The following is a 19,957-nucleotide window of genomic DNA, read 5'->3' as shown; positions in this document are numbered from 1 at the left end:
AGCACACCGGCGGTGTGCACCACACCCGCCAACCGGCCCGCCGCGGCGACCTCGGCGACCAGCCCGAACACCTGATCCCGGTCCGTCACGTCACAGGCCACCACCCGCACGGCAGCACCGAGCGCGGTCAACCGCGCCGACAACTCCCCAGCACCCGCAGCCTCCGGACCCCGCCGCGACACCAGCACCAGCGACCGCACACCCCACGACGACACCAGATGCTCAGCCACCAACGCGCCCAACGCACCCGTACCACCGGTCACCAGCACCGTGCCGTCGCCCACCACGTGGCCGCCGGCCGGCGCCGGGGTGACCGCACGCACCAGACGGGGCACGAACACCGCACCCGCCCGTGCCGCGACCTGACCGCCGTGCGCCACCGGCTCGTCGGCCACCGCAGCCAGGACGGCCAGCGTCCCGGCGTCCAGGTCGCCGTCGACGTCCCCGAGGACGATGCGCCCCGGGTGCTCGGACTGCGCCGACCGCAGCAGACCCCACACCGCCGCACCCGCCAGATCCGTGACCCGATCCTCGGCACCGACCGAAACCGCGCCCCGGGTCACCACCACCAGCCGCGAATCCGCCAGCACGTCGGCCGCCAGCCACGACCGCACGGTCGCCAGCACGGCCGACGCCGCCGCGCGTACCGCGTCCGGGACGGCGGCAGCCGGCGCGTCGACCGGCAGTACCAGCCCCGTCGGCGCGGCCACCTGACCGGCCTCGACCGCTGCGACGAGCGCCTCGACGTCCGGGAACGCCGGCAGGTCGGCGGGGGCCGGCGAGCCCACCAGCGCCCATCCGGAGACGTCCTCGGCGGCGGCGACCTCCTCGGCCTTCCAGGTGACCTCGAACATCGAGCGGGCCGCCGCGTTCGCCGCGGCCACGCCGGTCAGTTCGCGCAGCGCCAGCGAGTCGACCGACACCACGGCGGCGCCCGACTCGTCACACGCGACCAGCCGCACCGTCGTACCCACACGCGTCAGGCGGACCCGCAGCACGCGCGCACCCGAGGCGTGCACCTGCACACCCTCGAACGCGAACGGCACCCGCGCCCCACCCGACTGCTCCGAACCGGGCAGCAGCCCGATCGGGTGCAGGGCGGCGTCCAGCAGCGCCGGGTGCACCCCGAACCGGGCGGCCTCCGTCGCCGCCTCGTCCGGCAGGACCACCTCGGCGTACACGTCGTCCGCGGCGGTCCATACCCGGCGCAGCCCCTGGAACACCGGCCCGTACGCCAGACCGTGCTCCGCCAGCGTCGGATACCAGCCCGCGAGGTCCATCTCGACGCCGCCGACGGGGGGCCACTCCCCCACGCCGGGCTCGTCGGCCGACGCGGGCTCCAGCACACCCTCCGCGTGCTGGACCCACTCGGCCTCGGGGTCGCCCTCGGTCTGGGAGTGCACCGCCACGACCCGGGTGCCCGCCTCGTCGGCCGCGCCGACGCGCACCTGCACCCGCACGCCGCCGGTCTCGGGCAGCACCAGCGGCGCGGCGATCGTCAGCTCGCGTACCCGCGACGCGCCCACCTCGTCGCCGGCCCGCACCGCCAGCTCCACCAGCGCCGTGCCGGGCACGACGACCACGCCGGAGACGGCGTGGTCGGCGAGCCAGGCGTGGGTGGCGAGCGACAGCCGGCCGGTCAGCACGGCCATGTCGGCGCCGGCGACGGTGACCGCCGCGCCGAGCAGCGGGTGCCCGGCCACGCCCAGGCCGGCGCCGGACACGTCGGCGGTACGCGCCTGACCCGCGCCGAGCCAGTACCGCTCGTGCTGGAAGGCGTACGTCGGCAGGTCGACGCGGGTGGCGCCGGAGTCGGTGAACCACTGCGGCCAGGTCACCGGGACGCCGTGGACGTGCAGCTCGGCCAGCGCGGCCAGCAGCGTCTGCGGGGCGTCACGGTCCCGGCGCTGGAGGGCCACCGCGAGCGCGTCGTCGGCGAGCAGGTCGGCGTTCATCGCGGTCAGGACGCTCTGCGGGCCGACCTCGAGGAAGATGTCGACCCCGGCGGCGCGCAGGGCGGCGACGCCGTCGGCGTACCGGACGGCTTCCCGGACGTGGCGGACCCAGTATTCGGCGCGGGTGATCTCCTGCGGGTCGGCGAGCGCCCCGGTCAGGTTCGACACGACCGGCACCAGCGGTGCCCGGAACGTCAGCCCCGCCAGGACCGTGCGGAACTCGTCGAGCATCGGCTCCATCAGCGGGCTGTGGAACGCGTGGCTCACCGTCAACCGGCGGGTCCGGACGCCCCGGTCCTGCCAGGTCCGCTCGATGCCGTCGAGGGCCTCGACGTCACCGGAGACCACCACGGCCGCCGGCCCGTTGACGGCCGCGATGCCCACCCGGTCGTTCAGTCCGGCGATCGACTCCGCCACAGCCGCCTCGGCAGCGGCCACAGCGAGCATCCCACCGCCGGCCGGAAGCGCCTGCATCAACCGGCCCCGCGCCGCCACCAACGCGCACGCGTCCGCCAGGGACAGCACCCCGGCCACGTGCGCGGCCGTGATCTCACCGATCGAGTGGCCGCCCACGAAGTCCGGCACCACACCGAACGACTCCACCAGCCGGAACAACGCCACCTCGACCGCGAACAACCCGGCCTGCGTGAACACCGTCTGGTCCAGCAACGCCGCCTCGGCCGTGCCCGGCTCCGCGAACAGCACCTCCCGCAACGGACGCGGCAACAGCGGATCGAGCTGCGCACACACCTCGCCCAACGCCGCGGCGAACACCGGGAAGCGGGCCGCCAGTTCTCGGCCCATGCCGGCGCGCTGCGCGCCCTGGCCGGAGAAGAGCACGGCCAGTTGGGTACGCGCCGCGCCGGTGCCGGTGACCACGGCGCCGGACGACTCACCGGCGGCGAGGGCGCGCAGCCCGGCCAGCAGCTCGTCCCGGTGCGTCGCGGTGACCACCGCGCGGTGCTCCAGCACCGCCCGGCTGACCGCCGACGACCAGCCGACGTCGACGGGGCGCAGGTCCTCGTCGGCGGCGATCCAGCGGGCCCAGCGATCCGCCTGCGCCGCGACGGCGGCCTCGGACCGGGCCGACAGCAGCACCGGGGCCGGCACCGGCTCGGCGGCGGGTTCGTCACCGTTGGCCGGCCCGCCGGCGGCCCGGGTGGGTTCCGCCTCGGCGGGCGGCTGCTCGATGATCACGTGCGCGTTGGTGCCGCTGACGCCGAACGACGAGATCGCCGCGCGCCGGGGCCGGTTCGCCGCCGGCCAGTCGCGCGCCTCGGTGAGCAGGGAGACGGCTCCGGCGCTCCAGTCGATGTGCGGGGATGGCTCGTCCACGTGCAGCGTCGAGGGCAGCACGCCGTGCCGCATCGCCATGATCATCTTGATGATCCCGGCCGCCCCGGCCGCGGCCTGGGTGTGGCCGATGTTCGACTTGATCGAGCCGAGCCACAACGGCGGGCGTCCCTGCCGGTCCTGCCCGTACGTCGCCAGCAGCGCCTGCGCCTCGATCGGGTCACCGAGGGTGGTGCCCGTGCCGTGCGCCTCGACGGCGTCCACGTCGGCGGGCGACAGGCGGGCGTTGGCGAGAGCCTGCCGGATCACCCGCTGCTGCGACGGGCCGTTCGGGGCGGTCAGCCCGTTCGACGCGCCGTCCTGGTTCACCGCGCTGCCGCGCACCACCGCCAGGATCCGCCGGCCCTCCCGCTGCGCGTCGGAGAGACGCTGCACCAGCAGCACGCCGACGCCCTCGCTCCAGCCCGTGCCGTCGGCAGCGGCGGCGAACGACTTGCACCGGCCGTCCTGCGACAGCCCGCGCTGGCGGGAGAACTCGATGAACGTGCCGGGGGTGGCCATGACGGTCACGCCGCCGGCCAGGGCCAGGTCACACTCGCCGCTGCGCAGCGCCTGCACCGCCAGGTGCAGCGCCACCAGGCTGGACGAGCACGCGGTGTCCACGGTGACCGCCGGCCCCTCCAGGCCGAACGTGTACGCCACCCGCCCTGACAGCACGCTGCCGGAGGTGCCGGTGCCGAGGTAGCCGCCCACGCCCTCGGGAAGGTCCTGCACGCCCGAGGCGTAGTCGTGGTACATCAGCCCGGCGAACACGCCGGTCCGGCTGCCGCGCAGCCGCTGCGGGTCCAGGCCCGCCGACTCGAACGTCTCCCACGAGGTCTCCAGCAGCAGCCGCTGCTGCGGGTCCATGGCCAGGGCCTCGCGCGGCGAGATGCCGAAGAAGCCGGGGTCGAACTCGGCCGCCCCGTACAGGAAGCCGCCGTGCCGCGTGTACGACGTCCCGGGGTTGTCCGGGTCGGGGTGGAAGAGCCGGTCGAGGTCCCAGCCCCGGTCGGTCGGGAACTCGCCGATGCCGTCGGAGCCGTCGGCGACCAGGTCCCACAGTTGCTGCGGGTTCGTCACGCCGCCCGGGTAGCGGCAGGCCATGCCCACGATGGCGATGGGCTCGTCGACGGTCGTCGCCCGCACGGCCTGCTGCTGGTCGGCGACCTGGCCGGACAGCTGCTCGTACAGGTGGTCGGAGAGGGCGCCAGGGGTCGGGTAGTCGAAGACGAGCGTCGAGGTGAGCCGCAGCCCGGTCGCGCCGTTGATGCGGTTGCGCAGCTCCACCGCGGTGAGCGAGTCGAAGCCCAACTCCCGGAACGCCCGGTCCGCCGGCACCTGCTCGGCGCCGCTGTGGCCGAGGACCTGCGCGACCAGTCCGCGCACGAGCAGGTCGACCTGCGTCCGCGCCTCCTGCGGGTCGAGCCCGGCCAGCCGGTCGGCCCAGCCCCCGGTGCCGGAGCGGCGGCGCTTCGCGGCCGACCCCACCAGGGTCCGCAGCATCGGGGGTACACGGCCCGCGGCGGTCTGCGCCCGCATGGCGGGCAGGTCGACCACCGCCGGGACCAGCGCCGCCCCGCCGTGGGCCAGGGCGGCGTCCCACAGCCCGAGACCGACCTGGGCGGTCATCGGGACCAGGCCGGACCGGCTGACCCGGGCCCGGTCGGTGTCGTTGATCGACGCGGCCATCCCGTCGGTGTCCCACATGCCCCACGCGAGGCTGACCGCGGGCAGCCCGCGCTGCGCCCGCACCTGGGCGAGGGCGTCCAGGAAGGCGTTGCCGGCGGCGTACGCGGCCTGGCCGGGAGAGCCGAGCACCCCGGCGACGGAGGAGAACAGCGCGAACAGGTCGAGGTCGAGGTCGGCGGTCGCCTCGTGCAGCCACCAGCCCGCCGTGACCTTCGGCGCCAGCACGTCCGCCAGCCGGTCGGCGGTGATTCCGCTGACCACGCCGTCGTCCAGGACACCGGCGGTGTGCACGACGCCGGCCAGCCGGTCCTCGGCGGTGACCGCCCGGACCAGCTCGCCGACCCGCGCACGGTCGGTGACGTCGGCCGCGACCACGCGGACGGCCGCGCCCAGCGCAGTCAGCCGCTCCACCAGCTCGTCGGCGCCGGCGGCCGCCGGGCCCTGCCGGGAGACCAGCACGAGCGAGCGCACGCCGTACGCGGTGACGAGGTGCTCGGACACCAGGGCGCCCAGCGATCCGGTGCCCCCGGTCACCAGGACGGTCCCCCGGTCGAGGGTCGCCGGGGCCGGTGCGCCGCCGGCGGCGCGGACCAGCCGGGGCAGGTACGGAATGCCGGCCCGCACCGCGAGCTGCCCGCCGACACCCGGGTCGTCGGCGGCGCCGGCGAGCAGGGTCAGCGCGTCGACGTCCAGGTCGGCGCCCGGCTCCAGGTCGGCCAGCACGATCCGGCCGGGGTGCTCCGACTGCGCCGAGCGCAGCAGGCCCCACACCGCCGCCCCGGCCACGTCGGTGACGCGGTCGTCCGGGCCGGCGGCCACCGCGCCGCGGGTCACCACGACCAGCCGCGAGTCTGCCAGGGTGTCGGTGGCCAGCCACGCCTGCACGGCGCCGAGGACGTCCGCCGTCACCGACCGCACCGCGGCGGGCACGTCCGTCTCGGGCCGCGCCGCGGGGACCGGCAGCAGCAGCGCCGCCGGGGTGGCGGCGGTCCCGTCCGTCATGGCCGTGGCCAGCGTCGCCACGTCGGCGTACGCGGGGAGCTGCGGCGCGCCGTCGACCGGGCGGTCACCGAGGACGACCCAGCCGTACCCGCCGTCGGGCGCGGTGATCTGCTCGGGCTGCCAGGACACCTCGAACAGGGAGCGGTGGGCCTCGTTCGGAGCCGCCACCGCCCCGGCCATCTCGCGCAGCGTCAGCGAATCCACCGACACCACCGGCGCGCCCGTCTCGTCGACGGCGACCAGCCGCACGGAACTGCCGGACGCGGTCAGGCGCACCCGCAGCGTCCGCGCCCCGACCGCGTGGACCTGCACGCCCTCGAACGCGAACGGCACCCGAGCCCCGCCGCCCGTCTCGTCGGCGGGCAGCAGCCCGACGGGGTGCAGGGCGGCGTCCAGCAACGCCGGGTGCACGCCGAACCCGGCCGGCTCCCCGGCCGCCTCGTCCGGGAGGGCGACCTCGGCGAACACCGTGTCCGCTGCGGTCCACGCCCGGCGCAGCCCCCGGAAGACGGGCCCGTAGGAGAGCCCGTGCTCGGCCACCGTCTCGTACCAACCGGTGACGTCCACCTCGGTCGCTCCCGGCGGCGGCCACGCGCCCACGGTGGGCTCGTCGCCCGTCGGGGCGCCGACGAGGCCGTCGGCGTGCCGGGTCCAGCCCGACTCCGGGTCGTCCTCGGGCTGCGAGTGCACGGTCACCGAGCGACTGCCGGTCCCGTCGACGGGACCCACCCGGACCTGCACCCGCACTCCGCCGCCGGTGGCGGGCAGCACGAGCGGGGCGAGCACCGTCAGCTCACGGACGCGGGACGCGCCAACCTCGTCGCCCGCCCGGACGACGAGGTCCACCAGGGCGGTGCCGGGCACCACCACGGCACCGGACACGACGTGGTCGGCGAGCCACGGGTGGGTCGTCACCGACAGCCGGCCGGTCAGCACCACCATGTCCTCGCCGGCGACCGAGACGGTCGCGCCGAGCAGCGGGTGCCGCGCGACACCGAGGCCCGCCCCCGAGACGTCGGCCGACTGGCCGGCCGGCGGCAGCCAGTACCGCTCGCGGTGGAAGGCGTAGGTGGGCAGGTCGACGCGGCGTGCGCCGCTGTCGGCGAACCACTGCCGCCAGGTCACCGGCACGCCGTGCACGTGCAGCTCGGCCAAGGCGTGCAGCAGGGCGTGCGCCTCGGGCCGGTCCTTGCGCTGTGCCGGCACGGCCAGCACGGTGTCGTCGTCGGGCAGGATGTCCGCCGCCATCGCGGTCAGCACACTCTGCGGACCCACCTCCAGGAAGGTGTCCACCCCGGCGGCGCGCAGCGCGGTGACGCCGTCGGCGTACCGGACGGCCTCGCGGACGTGCCGCACCCAGTAGTCGACGGTGCGGATTTCGTCGGCGTCCGCGAGCGCACCGGTCACGTTGGACACGACCGGCAGCAGCGGCGCGGCGAACGTCAGCCCGTCGAGGACCGTACGGAACTCGGCCAGCATCGGCTCCATCAGCGGACTGTGGAACGCGTGGCTGACGGTGAGCCGACGGGTCCGGGCGCCCCGGCCCCGCCAGAACTGCTCCACCTCGTCGAGGGCGTCGACGGCCCCGGACACCACGATCGACCTCGGCCCGTTGACCGCCGCGATGCCCACGCGGTCGGTCAGCCCGGCGATCGACTCGACCACGGCCGCCTCGTCGGCGGCAACCGCCAACATCCCGCCGCCGGCCGGCAGGGCCTGCATCAGCCGACCCCGCGCCGCGACCAGCGCGGCGGCGTCCGCCAGGGACAGCACGCCGGCCACGTGCGCGGCGGTGATCTCACCGATCGAGTGACCGGCGAGCATGTCCGGCACGACGCCGAACGACTCGACCAGGCGGAACAGGGCCACCTCGACCGCGAACAACCCGGCCTGCGTGAACACCGTCTGGTCCAGCAACGCCGCCTCGGCCGTGCCCGCCTCGGCGAACAGCACCTCCCGCAACGGACGCGGCAGCAACGGATCCAGCTGTGCGCACACCTCGTCCAACGCCGCCGCGAAAACGGGGTACTCGGCCGACAGCTCGCGGCCCATGCCGGCACGCTGCGCGCCCTGACCCGAGAACAGCAGCGCGACCTGGCCCCGCTGCCCGCCGGGGCCGAAGGCCACACCGGCCGAGGGCTCGCCCGCCGCCACGGCTTCGAGGCCCGCCAGCAGCTCGGCCCGGGTCGCACCGGACACGACCGCGCGGTGCTCCAACACCGACCGCGACGTCACCGACGACCACGCCACGTCCAGCGGGCGCAGGGTCGCGTCCCCGCTCAGCCACGCCGCCCAGCGGCCGGCCTGCGCCGACAGCCCGGCCGCGTCGCGGGCCGAGAGCAGCACCGGCGCCACCGCCGGCGTCCGGGGCGGTTCGCCGCCGGCGTCCGGCTCGTCCCCGGCAGGCGGGGCGGGCGGCTGTTCCAGGATGAGGTGGACGTTCGTACCGCTGATGCCGAACGACGACACGGCGGCCCGGCGCGGCCGGTCCACGGCCGGCCAGGGACGGGCCTCGGTCAGCAGGGACACCGCGCCGGCGGACCAGTCCACGTGGGGGGTCGGCTCGTCGAGGTGCAGGGTCGACGGGAGCAGGCCGTGCCGCATCGCCTGCACCATCTTGATCATGCCGGCGACGCCGGCGGCGGCCTGGCTGTGGCCGATGTTCGACTTGATCGAGCCGAGCAGCAGCGGCCGGTCGGCGGGCCGGTCCTGCCCGTACGTGGCCAGCAACGCCTGCGCCTCGATCGGGTCACCGAGGACGGTGCCGGTGCCGTGCGCCTCGACGGCGTCCACGTCGGCGGTGCTCAGGCGGGCGTTCGCGAGGGCCTGCCGGATCACCCGCTGCTGGGCCGGCCCGTTCGGGGCGGTGAGGCCGTTGGACGCGCCGTCCTGGTTCACGGCGCTGCCGGCGATCACGGCGAGCACCTGGCGGCCCTCGCGCCGGGCGTCGGAGAGCCGCTGGACCAGCAGCACGCCGACGCCCTCGGACCAGCCGGTGCCGTCGGCGTCGGCGGCGAAGGACTTGCAGCGCCCGTCCGGGGCGAGGCCGCCCTGGCGGGAGAACTCGACGAACGCGCCCGGGGTCACCATGACGGTGACGCCGCCGGCCAGCGCCAGGTCGCACTCGCCGCCGCGCAGCGCCTGGGCGGCCAGGTGCACCGCCACCAGGGACGACGAGCAGGCGGTGTCGACCGTGACCGCCGGGCCCTCCAGGCCGAAGGTGTACGACACCCGGCCGGAGATGACGCTGTGCGCGCCGCCGGTGAGCTGGTATCCCGCCAGTTCGGCGGGCGTGTCGGTGGTGCCGTACCCCGACGGGGAGGCGCCGACGAAGACGCCGGTACGGCTGCCGCGCAGCTCGTCCGGGTCGATTCCGGCCTGCTCCATGGCCTCCCAGGACGCCTCCAGCAGCAGCCGCTGCTGCGGGTCCATGGCGACCGCCTCGCGGGGCGAGATGCCGAAGAAGCCGGGGTCGAACGCGGTGGCGCCGTCGACGAAGCCGCCCTCGCGGGTGTGCGACACCGGCCGCCCGTCGGCGTCGACGGCCAGCAGCCGGCCCATGTCCCAGTTCCGGTCCTCGGGGAAGCCGCTGATCCCGTCGCGCCCGGTGGCGACGAGGTCCCAGAGGTCGTCCGGGTTGGCGACGCCGCCCGGGTACCGGCAACTCATGCCGACGATGACGATGGGGTCGTCGTCCACCGGCCCGGCGGGACCCCAGGTGGTGACGGTGTCGACCTCGTGCAGGCGCAGCGCCGCCGACAGGTGGTCGGCGAGGGCGGCCGAGTTCGGGTAGTCGAAGACCAGCGTGGTGGGCAGGGTGAGCCCGGTGGCGGTGCCGAGCCGGTTGCGCAGCTCGACCGCGGTCAGCGAGTCGAAGCCCAGTTCCTTGAACGCCCGGTTCGCCTTGACCAGCTCGGTGCCGGAGTGGCCAAGCACCGCGGCGGTGTGCGTCCGCACGAGGTCGGTCAGGTGCCGGTCCTGCTCGGCGCGGGGCAACGTCAGCAGGTGCTGCCGCAGCCCGCCGCCGGCGGCGTCCTCCGGTTCCCCGTCGACCACGCGCAGGGCGTCCCGGGCCTCGGCGATGTCGTCGAGCAGGGGGCGGGGGCGGGCGGCGGCGAACGCCGGGGTGAACAGGGACCAGTCGACGTCCGCCACGGTCACCGACGGCACGGACCGACCGACCGCGCTGCGCAGCGCGTACACGGCCTGGGCCGGGGACATCGGGCTGAGGCCGCGCCGGGCCAGCAGCTCCTGTCCCTCGCCGCTGGCCATCCCGCCCTCGGCCCAGGGTCCCCAGGCGACGGCGGTGGCGGCCAGTCCGCGGGCCCGGCGCCGCTCGGCGAGGGCGTCGAGGAAGGCGTTGCCGGCGGCGTACGCGGCCTGTCCGCCGCTGCCCCAGATCCCGGCGATGGAGGAGAACAGCACGAACGCGTCGAGCGGCCGGTCGCCCAGCAGCTCGTCCAGGTGCACCGCGCCGGCGATCTTGCCGTCCAGCACCTCGGCCAGCCCGGCCAGGTCGGTGTCCGCCAGCATGGTCAGCTGGCCCACCCCGGCGGCGTGCACCACCGCCGTCAGCGGCGCCGGGTCCGCGTCGATGTCGCGCAGCAGCGCCTCGACCCGGGCGCGGTCGGCCATGTCGGCGGCGACCAGGGTCACCCGGGCGTCGAGCCCGGTCAGCTCGTCGCGCAGCTCCGCCGCCCCCGGGGCGCGATCGCCCCGGCGGCTGGTGAGCACGACGTGGTCCGCGCCGTTGGCCGCGACCCAGCGGGCCACGTGGGCGCCGAGCGCCCCGGTCCCACCGGTGATCAGCACCGTGCCCGACGGCTGCCAGCGCTCGACCGCGCCCACCGCCGCCGGCGTGGCGCGGACCAGTCGCCGCACGAACACACCGGAGGGTCGTACGGCGACCTGGTCCTCGTGGCCGCCGCCGGTCAGGACGCCCACCAGGTGGTCCCAGTCGGCCCGGTCGGGCCCGTCGGGCAGGTCGACCAGGCCGCCCCAGAGCTGCGGGTGTTCCAGTCCGGCGACCCGGGCCAGACCCCACAGGCCGCCCTGGGCGACGCTGCGGACCGGGTCCCCGTCGCCGGTGCCGACCGCGCCCCGGGTGACCGTCCACAGCGGTGCCGCGATGTCCGCGCCGTGCAGGGCCTGCACCAGCGCCATCGTGGCGGCCGTGCCGAGCGGCACCGCCGGCTGGCCGGGGTGCGGCGCGTCCAGCAGGCCCAGCAGGGACACGATGCCGGAGAACCGCCGATCCCCGACGGCCTCGGCTACCCGCGACGTCACGTCGTCGCGTTCCGCGAGCGGGTCCACCGCCAGCCGGGACACCTCGCCGCCCGCGGCGGCCAGCGCGCCCGCGAGCGCCTCGGCCCATTCCGTCACCGGCGTCTCGCCGACCGGTTCGACCAGCAGCCAGCCGCCCACCGGGGTGACCGGAGTCGGGGCGGTGGTCCGCTTCCACACCACCCGGTACGACCAGCCGTCGACGACCGCGTCCCGCAGCCGCGCCTTGCGCCAGGACGACAGGACCGGCAGGGCCGGGGCCAGGACGTCCAGGGCGGCGGCGTCGAACTGCGCCGCCAGGGCGGCCACGTCGGACCGCTCCACCGCGGACCAGAACTCGACGTCCACCACGTCGGGGCTGACCGGGCCGGTGGCCGACACCGGCATCTGCTCGGGCCAGTATCGCTGCCGCTGGAACGCGTACGTGGGCAGGGCGACGGGGCTCGCGTCGGCGCCGGTGTAGACGGCCGGCCAGTCGACGGACGCGCCGTTGACGTGCAGCTCGGCCAGGGCGGCGAGCAGGGCCTTCGCTTCGGCACGGTCGGCGCGCAGGACGGGCACCGCGACCGGCGCGGCCTCCCCGTCGGCGTCCGCCGGGGCCTGCCGGCCCAGCACGTCGCGGGTCATCGCGGTCAGCACGCTCTGCGGGCCGACCTCCAGGAACGTGTCGACGCCGGCGGCCCGCAGGGCGGCGACCCCGTCGGCGAAGCGGACGGCCTCGCGGACGTGCCGCACCCAGTAGTCGGCAGTGCGGATCTCGTCGGCGTCGGCGAGCGCGCCGGTCAGGTTCGACACGATCGGCAGCGTCGGCGCGGCGAAGGTGAGCCCGTCGAGGACGGCCCGGAACTCGGCCAGCATCGGCTCCATCAGCGGGCTGTGGAAGGCGTGGCTGACCCGCAGCCGACGTGTCCGCGCGCCCCGCTCCCGCCAGAGCCGTTCCACCTCGTCGAGGGCCTCGACGGCGCCGGACACCACGACCGAGGTGGGGCCGTTCACCGCCGCGATCCCGACCCGGTCGGTCAGGCCGGCGATCGACTCGGCGACCGCAGCCTCGTCGGCCGCGACCGCGAGCATGCCGCCGCCCGCCGGCAGCGCCTGCATCAGCCGACCCCGCGCCGCGACCAGCGCGCACGCGTCGCCGAGGGACAGCACGCCGGCCACGTGCGCGGCGGCGATCTCACCGATCGAGTGGCCGCCCACGAAGTCCGGCACCACACCGTACGACTCGACGAGCCGGAACAGGGCCACCTCGACGGCGAACAGGCCCGCCTGGGTGAAAGCGGTCTGGTCCAGCAGCTCCGCCTCGGCGGAGCCCTCGGGGGCGAACAGCACCTCCCGCAGCGGGCGCGGCAGCAGCGGGTCGAGCTGGGCGCACACCTCGTCCAACGCGGCGGCGAACGCCGGGAACCCGTCGTACAGCTCCCGGCCCGTGCCGGCGCGCTGCGCGCCCTGGCCGGAGAAGAGCACCGCGAGCGGGCCACGGTCGGCCGCCTGCCCGGCGACCACCGCGCCGGACGGCTGCCCGGCGGCGAGGGCGCGCAGCCCGGCCAGCAGGTCCTCGCGGTCGGCGGTGGTGAGCACCGCGCGGTGCTCCAGCGCGGACCGCGACACCACCGACGACCAGCCGACGTCGACCGGGCGGAGGGCCTCGTTGGCGTCCAGCCACCGGGCCCAGCGTCCGGCCTGCGCAGCCAGCGCGGCCTCCGACCGGGCGGACAGCAGGACGGGCACCGCCGGCAGGGCGACGGCGGGCGCCGAGCCGGCGCCGGCGCGGGCCGCGCCGGCGGCGTCGGGGGCGGGCGGCTCTTCCAGGATGGTGTGGGCGTTGGTGCCGGAGATGCCGAACGACGACACCGCCGCCCGCCGGGGACGGTCGGTCACCGGCCACGGCCGCGCCTCGGTCACCAGCGACACCTCGCCGGCCGACCAGTCCACCTTGGGCGTCGGCTCGTCCACGTGCAGGGTGGACGGGACGAGCCCGTGCCGCATCGCCATCACCATCTTGATCACGCCGGCCACGCCCGCGGCGGACTGACTGTGACCGATGTTCGACTTGATCGAGCCGAGCAGCAGCGGCCGGTCGGCGGGCCGGTCCTGCCCGTACGTGGCCAGCAGGGCCTGCGCCTCGATCGGGTCACCGAGGACGGTGCCGGTGCCGTGCGCCTCGACGGCGTCCACGTCGGCCGTGGTCAGGCGGGCGTTGGCGAGGGCCTGCCGGATCACCCGCTGCTGGGCCGGCCCGTTCGGGGCGGTCAGGCCGTTGGACGCGCCGTCCTGGTTGACCGCGCTGCCCCGGATCACGGCGAGGACGGGGTGTCCCTTGCGCTGCGCGTCCGACAACCGCTCCACCAGCAGGATGCCGACGCCTTCGGACCAGCCGGTGCCGTCGGCGGCGGCGGCGAACGACTTGCACCGGCCGTCGGGGGCGAGCCCCCGCTGCCGGGAGAAGCCGACGAACGGGCTGGGGGTGGCCATGACGCACACGCCGCCGGCCAGGGCGAGGTCGAAGTCGCCCTGCCGCAGGGCCTGGCACGCCAGGTGCAGCGCGACCAGCGACGACGAGCAGGCGGTGTCGACCGTGACCGCCGGGCCCTCCAGGCCGAGGGCGTACGCGATCCGCCCCGAGACGACGCTGGTGGCGGTACCCGTCAGCAGGTAGCCCTCGTCGGTGCCCTCGGCCTCGCTCTGCGGGCCCATCCCGTAGCCGTTGGCGGCGGTCCCGACGAAGACGCCGACCTTCTGTCCGCGCATGGATGCCGGCGCGATGCCGCCGTGCTCGAACGCCTCCCACGACGTCTCCAGCAGCAGCCGCTGCTGGGGGTCCATCGCCACGGCCTCCCGGGGCGAGATGCCGAAGAACTCGGCGTCGAAGTCGGCCGCGTCGTAGAGGAAACCGCCCTCGCGGGTGGTGGACCGGCCGGCCCGGTCGGCGTCCGGGTCGTACAGGTTGTCCAGGTCCCAGCCCCGGTCCGTCGGGAAGCCGCCGATCGCGTCGCCGCCGGCGGCCACCAGGTCCCAGAGCTGCTCGGGGCTGGCGACGCCGCCCGGGTAGCGGCAGGACATCGCGACGATCGCGATCGGCTCCCGGGCGGCAGCGGTCAGCTGCTGGTTGAGCTGACGGAGGCGGCCCGTCTCCTTGAGCGACGCGCGAAGCGCCTCGACGACCTTGTCTGCGGACGTAGACATCATGAGCTCCGTACTGGGGACAACGGTCAGGAATCGGTTCCGTCAAGCGCCAGCCTGACGAGGGTGTCGGCGTCCATCTCGTCGAGGTCCAGGGCCCCGTCGGTGGTGGACTCGTCGCCGCCGCCGTCGGCGTCGGTGAGGTTGAGCAGCAGGTCCAGCAGCCCGGCCTCGCGGATGCGGGCCAGCGGAATGGTCGCCAGCGCCTGCCGCACGGCCGCCTCCGCCGGGTCGCCGTCGTCGGCCTGCCGCGCCTCGGGCACCAGCCCGTCGAGCAGGTGCTCGGCGAGGACGGCCGGGTTGGGGTAGTCGAAGACGAGGGTGGCGGGCAGCGACAGGCCGGTGGCCCCGGTCAGCCGGTTGCGCAGCTCGACCGCCGTCAGCGAGTCGAACCCCAGTTCCTTGAACGCGCGCTGCGGCTTGACCCGGTCCGTGCCCTGGTGGCCGAGCACGGCCGCGGCGTGGTTCCGCACCAGGTCGACCAGGTGCCGGCCCTGCTCGGCGCGGGGCAGGGTGAGCAGGTGCTCCCGCAGGCCGTCGGCGGCACCGCCCGGCTGCTCCTCGTGACCGTCGAGCGCCTCGCGGGCCTCGGCGATGTCGTCGAGCAGCGGTCGGGGGCGGGCCGAGGCGTACGCCGGGGCGAAGACCGCCCAGTCGACGTCCGCCACGGTCAGCGCCGCCCGGGTCTGGCCGACGGCGTGCCGCATGGCGTACACGGCCTCGGCCGGTGCCATCGCCGTCAGGCCGCGCCGGGCCAGCAGCTCCCGGGCCTCGCCGGTGGCCATGCCGCCGTCGGCCCACGGCCCCCAGGCCACGGAGGTCGCCGTCAGGCCCCGCCCGCGACGGTGCTCGGCGAGCGCGTCGAGGAAGGCGTTGCCCGCCGCGTACGCCGCCTGCCCACCGCTGCCCCACACGCCGGCGATGGAGGAGAACAGCACGAACGCGGCCAGCGGCCGGTCGCCGAGCAGGGCGTCCAGGTGCCGCGCGCCGGCGACCTTGCCGTCGAGCACGGCGGCGAACGCGGCCAGGTCCGTCTCGGCGATCATGCCGACGTCGCCGGCGCCCGCCGCGTGCACCACGGCCGTCAGCGGCGCGTCGTCCTCGTCCAGGCTCGCCAGCAGGGCCGCCACCTGGTCGCGGTCGGCCACGTCGCAGGCGACGACCGACACCCGGACACCCTGCGCGGTCAGCTCGTCGCGCAGCTCCGCCGCGCCTGCGGCCCGCTCGCCACGGCGGCTGGTCAGGACCACGTGCGCGGCACCACCGGCGGCCACCCAGCGGGCCACGTGGGCGCCCAGCGCGCCGGTGCCCCCGGTGATCAGCACCGTGCCGGACGGCTGCCAGCGCTCCGCCACGTCGGGGGCGGCGGGTGCCGACCGGACCAGACGCCGGACGAACACCCCGGAGGGCCGTACGGCCACCTGGTCCTCGTCGCCGGCGCCGGTCACCACCCGCGCCAACCGGTCCCAGCCCGTCGCGTCGACCTGCTCGGGCAGGTCCACCAGGCCACCCCACAGCTGGGGGTGCTCCAGGCCCGCCACGCGGCCCAGCCCCCAGAGCGCGCTCTGGGCGGCGTCGCCAAGGATGTCGTCGTCCCCGGTGCTGACCGCGCCCTGGGTCAGGCACCACAGCCGGGTCGTCGCGCCGGTGTCGTGCAGGGCCTGGACCAGCAGCAGCGTGGCGGCCGTCCCGACGGGCACGGCCGGGTGGGACGGGTGCGGCTGGTCACGGAGGCCGAGCAGGGAGAGCACGCCGGCGACCGGCCCGTCGGCCAGCGCGTCGGCCAGCCGCCGGGCGAGGTCCGCCCGATCGGTGCCGACCGGGTCGACGGTCAGCCGGACCACGTCGGCGCCGACGGCGGCGAGTGCCTTGGTGACCGCCTCCGCCCGCGTGCCGTCCGTGAGGTCGTCCTCGGCCGTCACGAGCAGCCACGCGCCGGGCTTCCCGACGGCGGCGGCGAGGTCGGTCCGCTTCCATCCGACGCGGTACGACCAGCCGTCCACGACCGCGCGCCGCGTCCGGGCCCGGTGCCAGGTCGACAGGACCGGCAGGGCCGGGGTGAGGGCGTCCAGGGCCGCGCCGTCGTCGCCGAACTGGGCGGCGAGGGCGGTCAGGTCGGCCCGTTCCACCGCGTCCCAGAAGTCGGCGTCGCCGCCGTGGGTCGCCGCCGTCCGTGGCCGGGCCGCCGGCTCGGGCCAGTACCGCTCGCGGTGGAAGGCGTACGTGGGCAGGTCCACCCGCCGCGCGCCGCTTTCGGCGAACCACTGCTGCCAGGTCACCGGCACGCCGTGCACATGCAGCTCGGCGAGGGCGTGCAACAACGCCTGCGGCTCCGGCCGATCCTTGCGCTGGACGGCTACGGCCAGCACGGCGTCATCCTCGGGCAGGATGTCCACCGCCATCGCCGTCAGCACACTCTGCGGACCCACCTCCAGGAACGTGTCCACGCCCGCCTCACGCAGCGCGGCGACCCCGTCGGCGTACCGCACCGCCGCGCGGACATGCCGCACCCAGTAGTCGACCGTGCGAATCTCGTCGCCCTCGGCCAGGGCACCGGTCACGTTCGACACGACCGGCAGCAACGGCGCGGCAAAGGTCAACCCGTCCAGGACCGCCCGGAACTCGGCCAGCATCGGCTCCATCAGCGGGCTGTGGAACGCGTGGCTGACGGTGAGGCGGCGGGTCCGCGCGCCCCGGCCCTGCCAGGACCGCTCCACCTCGTCGAGCGCCTCGACGGCCCCGGACACCACGACGGAGGTAGGCCCGTTCACGGCCGCGATCCCGACCCGGTCGCCCAGACCCGCGATCGACTCGACCACCGCGTCTTCGGCGGCGGCGACCGCCAACATCCCGCCTCCGGACGGCAGGGCCTGCATCAACCGACCCCGCGCCGCCACCAACGCGGCGGCGTCGCCCAGGGACAGCACCCCGGCCACGTGCGCGGCCGTGATCTCACCGATCGAGTGACCGCCCACGAAGTCCGGCACCACACCGAACGACTCGATCAAACGGAACAGCGCCACCTCGACCGCGAACAACCCGGCCTGCGTGAACACCGTCTGGTCCAACAACGCCGCCTCGGCCGTACCCGCCTCGGCGAACAACACCTCCCGCAACGGACGCGGCAACAGCGGATCGAGCTGCGCACACACCTCGCCCAACGCGGCGGCGAACACCGGGAACCCGGCCGACAACTCCCGGCCCATGCCGGCACGCTGCGCACCCTGACCGGAGAACAGCAGCGCGAGCTGACCGCGTACGGCGGCGGAACCGGCGACCACTCCGCTCGACGGCTCGCCCGACGCCAACGCCGCAAGGCCCGCCAGCACCTCGTCCCGCGTCGCACCGGACACGACGGCCCGGTGCTCCAGCACCGACCGCGACGTCACCGACGACCACGCGACATCCACGGGGCGCCGTTGTTCGTCCGCCGCCAGCCAGCTCGCCCATCGGCCGGCCTGCGTTGACAGTCCGGCCGCGTCGCGGGCGGACAGCAGCACCGGCACCACCGGCGGCAGCTCCCGAGCGACGACCTCGCCCTCCACCACCTCGGCCGGCGGCTGCTCGATGATCACATGCGCGTTCGTACCGGAGATGCCGAACGACGACACCGCCGCCCGACGCGGCCGATCCACCCGCGGCCACGGCGTCGGCTCCGTCGCGAGAGCCACCGCACCGGACGTCCAGTCGATGTGCGGCGACGGCTCGTCCACATTCAAGGTCGGCGGAACGAGACCGTGCCGCATCGCCAGCACCATCTTGATCACACCGGCCACCCCGGCCGCGGCCTGGGCGTGGCCGATGTTCGACTTGATCGACCCGAGCCACAGCGGCTCCCGGCCCTGCCGGTCCTGCCCGTACGTCGCCAGCACGGCCTGCGCCTCGATGGGGTCGCCCAGCGTCGTGCCCGTGCCGTGCGCCTCGACCACGTCGACGTCGGCCGTGGACAGCCGCGCCGACGCGAGGGCCTGGCGGATGACCCGCTGCTGCGACGGGCCGTTCGGGGCGGTCAGACCGTTCGACGCGCCGTCCTGGTTCACGGCGCTGCCGCGCACCACCGCCAGGATCCGCCGGCCGTCCCGCTGCGCGTCCGACAGGCGCTGCACCAGCAGCACACCGACGCCCTCGGACCAGCCCGTGCCGTCGGCCGACGCCGCGAACGACCGGCACCGACCGTCGGGCGACAGACCCCGCTGGCGCGAGAACTCCACGAACGTGCCCGGCGTGGCCATCACCGTCACACCGCCGGCCAGGGCCAGGTCGCACTCGCCGCTGCGCAGCGCCTGCACCGCCAGGTGCAACGCCACCAGGCTGGACGAGCACGCGGTGTCCACGGTGACCGCCGGGCCCTCCAGGCCGAACGTGTACGCCACCCGACCCGACAGCACGCTGCCGGAGTTACCGGTCCCCACGTAGCCCTCGACGTCGGGCATCTCCATCAGCCGCGTCGCGTAGTCGTGGTAGATCACGCCCGCGAACACGCCGGTCCGGCTGCCCCGCAGGTCCGCCGGGTCCAGGCCCGCCGACTCGAACGTCTCCCACGACGCCTCCAGCAGCAGCCGGTGCTGCGGGTCCATCGCGAGGGCCTCGCGCGGCGAGATGCCGAAGAAGCCGGGGTCGAACTCGGCGGCCCCGTACAGGAAGCCACCGTGCCGGGTGTACGAGGTGCCGGCGTGGTCGGGGTCCGGGTCGTACAGCGACTCCAGGTCCCAGCCACGGTCGGCCGGGAACTCCCCGATGCCCTCCCCACCGGCGCTGACCAGCTTCCACAGCTCGTCGGGGGATTCCACCCCGCCCGGGTAGCGGCAGGCCATGCCGACGATCGCGATCGGTTCGTCGGCGTCGCCGACCGTCGGCTCGTCGGAGGCGACGGCGCCGAGCCGGTCACCGACGAGTTCCGCGTACACGTGGGCCGCCAGGACCTGCGGGGACGGGTAGTCGAACACCAGGGTCGAGGTGAGCCGCAGGCCCGTCGCGCCGTTGACCCGGTTGCGCAGCTCGACAGCGGTGAGCGAGTCGAAGCCGAGGTCCCGGAACGCCCGGTCCGCCGGCACCGCCTCCGCGCCGCCGTGCCCGAGCACCTGGGCGACCAGGCCCCGGACCAGCTGGTCGACCTGTGCGAGGCCGTCCTCCGCGCTGAGGCCGGCGAGCCGGTCGGCCCAGCCGCCGGCGCCCTGCCCGGCCCGGCGGCGGGTCGCCGCCACGTCGACCAGGCTGCGCAGCATCGGCGGTACGACCGCGCCGGAGGCCGCCGACCGCAGCGCGGGTACGTCGATCACGGCCGGCACCAGCACCGACCGCTCCGCCCCCACCGCGGTGTCGAACAGCTCCAGTCCGGTGTGGGCGTTCATCGCCCGGAGTCCGGCGCGCGCCGTGCGGGCCCGGTCGGTGCCGCCGATGGACGCGGCCATGCCGGCGGTGTCCCACATACCCCACGCCAGACTCACCGCCGGCAACCCGAGCTGCCGCCGCCACACCGCCAACCCGTCCAGGAACGCATTACCCGCCGC

The 19,957-nt window shown here is 75.8% G+C and carries 2 protein-coding genes; both read right to left on the bottom strand.

Annotated elements, in window-relative coordinates; genetic code table 11:
• Positions 1–14,450, bottom strand: a 14,450-nt coding sequence (locus AB0G14_RS32030) for a type I polyketide synthase (protein ID WP_357703922.1), incomplete at its 3' end; no start/stop codon positions are given.
• Between the two features lie 26 nt (positions 14,451–14,476).
• Positions 14,477–19,957, bottom strand: a 5,481-nt coding sequence (locus AB0G14_RS32025; protein WP_357703920.1) for a type I polyketide synthase, incomplete at its 5' end; no start/stop codon positions are given.

It is taken from the genome of Micromonospora sp. NPDC023814, from assembly GCF_040639595.1.
In the GTDB taxonomy this organism is placed as follows: Bacteria; Actinomycetota; Actinomycetes; order Mycobacteriales; family Micromonosporaceae; genus Micromonospora.
Note: the sequence above shows the minus strand (reverse complement) of the source record. Positions and strands in the feature narration are given on the sequence as shown.